This is a genomic window from Mesorhizobium sp. M7A.F.Ca.CA.002.05.1.1, assembly GCF_003998335.1.
In the GTDB taxonomy this organism is placed as follows: Bacteria; Pseudomonadota; Alphaproteobacteria; order Rhizobiales; family Rhizobiaceae; genus Mesorhizobium.
The window spans coordinates 1-2,409 of the sequence record NZ_RZQI01000889.1 but is presented as its reverse complement, the minus strand read 5'-3'; the positions used below and the strand labels follow the sequence as shown (position 1 = coordinate 2,409).

The 2,409-nt window shown below is 62.9% G+C and carries 2 protein-coding genes; one reads left to right on the top strand and one right to left on the bottom strand.

Features of this window, described 5'->3' with window-relative positions:
• On the bottom strand, positions 1-1,109 hold a 1,109-nt coding region (locus EN939_RS30080; RefSeq protein ID WP_127271297.1), incomplete at its 3' end, for an argininosuccinate synthase.
• Between the two features lie 298 nt (positions 1,110-1,407).
• Between EN939_RS30080 and EN939_RS30075 the strand changes: the two genes are divergently transcribed.
• On the top strand, positions 1,408-2,409 hold a 1,002-nt coding region (locus EN939_RS30075; RefSeq protein ID WP_127271295.1), incomplete at its 3' end, for an MHYT domain-containing protein.

Below are 2,409 nucleotides of genomic sequence, written 5' to 3'. Positions count from 1 at the left end.
CAGTCCGAATAGAGCGTCTTCTTCGACTTGCGGCCGGTGACCATGACGTTGCCCTTGTAGAGCTTGAGGCGCACCGTGCCCTCGACCTCTTCCTGGCTCTTGTCGATCATCGCCTGCAGCATCAGCCGTTCGGGCGCGAACCAGAAGCCGTTGTAGATCAGCTCAGCGTAACGCGGCATGAACTCGTCCTTGAGATGGGCGGCCCCACGGTCGAGCGTGATCGATTCGATGGCGCGGTGGGCGGCAATCAGGATCGTGCCGCCTGGTGTTTCGTAGACGCCACGCGATTTCATGCCGACGAAGCGGTTCTCGACCAGGTCGAGCCGGCCGATGCCATTGTCGCGGCCAAGATCGTTGAGTGCCGCCAGCATGGTCGCCGGCGACAGCTTCTTGCCGTTCAGCGCGATCGGATCGCCCTTCAGGAACTCGATCTCGATCTCGGTGACGGTATCAGGTGCGTCCATCGGCGAAACGGTGCGCTGGTGGACGAATTCGGGCGGCTCCACCCACGGGTCTTCCAGCACCTTGCCCTCGGAGGACGAATGCAAAAGGTTGGCGTCGACCGAGAACGGTGCGTCGCCCTTCTTGTCCTTCGGCACCGGGATCTGGTGCTGCTCGGCGAAATTCATCAGGTCGGTGCGCGACTTGAATGACCAGTCGCGCCACGGCGCGATGACCTTGATGTCGGGGTTCAATGCGTAAGCCGAAAGCTCGAAGCGCACCTGATCGTTGCCCTTGCCGGTGGCGCCATGCGCGATCGCGTCGGCGCCGGTTTCCCGCGCTATATCGACCAGATGCTTGGAGATCAGCGGCCGCGCGATCGAGGTGCCAAGCAGATAGGTGCCTTCATAGACGGTGTTGGCGCGGAACATCGGGAAGACGAAGTCGGACACGAATTCCTCGCGCACGTCGACGACGCGGATGTCCTTGATGCCCATCATCTCGGCCTTGCGACGGGCCGGCTCGAGTTCGCCGCCCTGGCCGAGATCGGCGGTGAAAGTCACGACTTCGGCGCCGAGTTCAGTCTGCAGCCATTTCAGGATGATGGATGTGTCGAGACCGCCTGAATAGGCAAGCACGACTTTTTTGACGTCTTTGGCCTTGGACATTTCTACTCCGTCGATGGCGGACGCCCCAGCCTGGGCGTCACGGATTGTCGCAGCGCCTTTTAGCAGGAACGGCAGAGCGAGCAAGCACGCGTGCATGCACGGCTTCTGGTCCAGCGCATGGCCGGGGGCGGCCGGCAGCGAAAACAATCTGCTGCAATCAAAGGCTGCATTTGCTGGAGGGACTTAATCAAGTTTTCACGCCGTGCCGCTAACACTTACGACAAAGCCGCCTTGACCACGTTCCGGGCGGCTTCTTGCCTGCTTTGTCGTGGGTGTCCTCGGACTCGGGCCGTTCTTGATGCGCGTTATATCATGCATCGCCATGGAGCATAATCTGTGGCTTGTCCTGCTGGCGGCGCTGATGTGCGTCACCGGCTGCTGGGTGACGATCGGCCTCTTCGACCGTTCGAGGAAAACCGCCGGCGTGCAGATGAAGGGCTGGCTGTTCCTGACCGCGGTCGCCGCCGGCTCGTCGATCTGGTGCACCCATTTCATCGCCATGCTGGCCTACCAGCCCGGCGCGCCGATCACCTTCGATCCGGTCCTGACCATGGCATCCCTGGTCATCGCCATCATCGGCACCGGGCTGGGCTTCACCCTCGCATCCGGCAAGAGCCGGCGCCTGGCTCCGGAATGGGGCGGCATCGTCGTCGGCCTGGCGATTTCGTCCATGCACTACACCGGCATGATGGCTTATCATGTTGCCGGCATCGTCGAATGGGACGGCTCCTATGTCGTGGCCTCACTGGTCATCTCGGCCGTGTTCTCCGCCTTGGCCGTCGGCCATGCCGTGCGCCGGCCATACCGCTGGTCGCATTATCTCGCCATCGGGCTGCTGGTGCTGGCGATCGTCGGCCTGCATTTCACGGCTATGGCCGCGGTGGCGGTGACGCCGCTGTCCTTCATCAGCACAGGCACCAATCCCGATATTCTGGTGGCAATGGCGGTCGCCGTCGCCGTGGTGGGCCTGATCGTCGCGGCCACCGGCTTCGCCAGCTATCTGATCGATGAGCGTGGCCGTCTGGAGAGTTTCGAGCGGCTTCAGCATCTCGCCCTCAACGACGCCCTTACCGGCCTTCCCAACCGGGTCTCCTTCAACGACCGCCTCGACCATGAGATCGACCGGGCACGCGAGGGCGAGGACACAATGACGGCGGTCATCGTCATCGATCTCGACCGCTTCAAGGAGATCAACGACCTCAGGGGGCATGCGGCCGGCGACCAGGCGCTCAAGATCGTCGCCCGCAGGCTGGCGAAACTCACCGGCGAGGGCGAGTTCGTCGCCCGGCTCGGCGGTGAC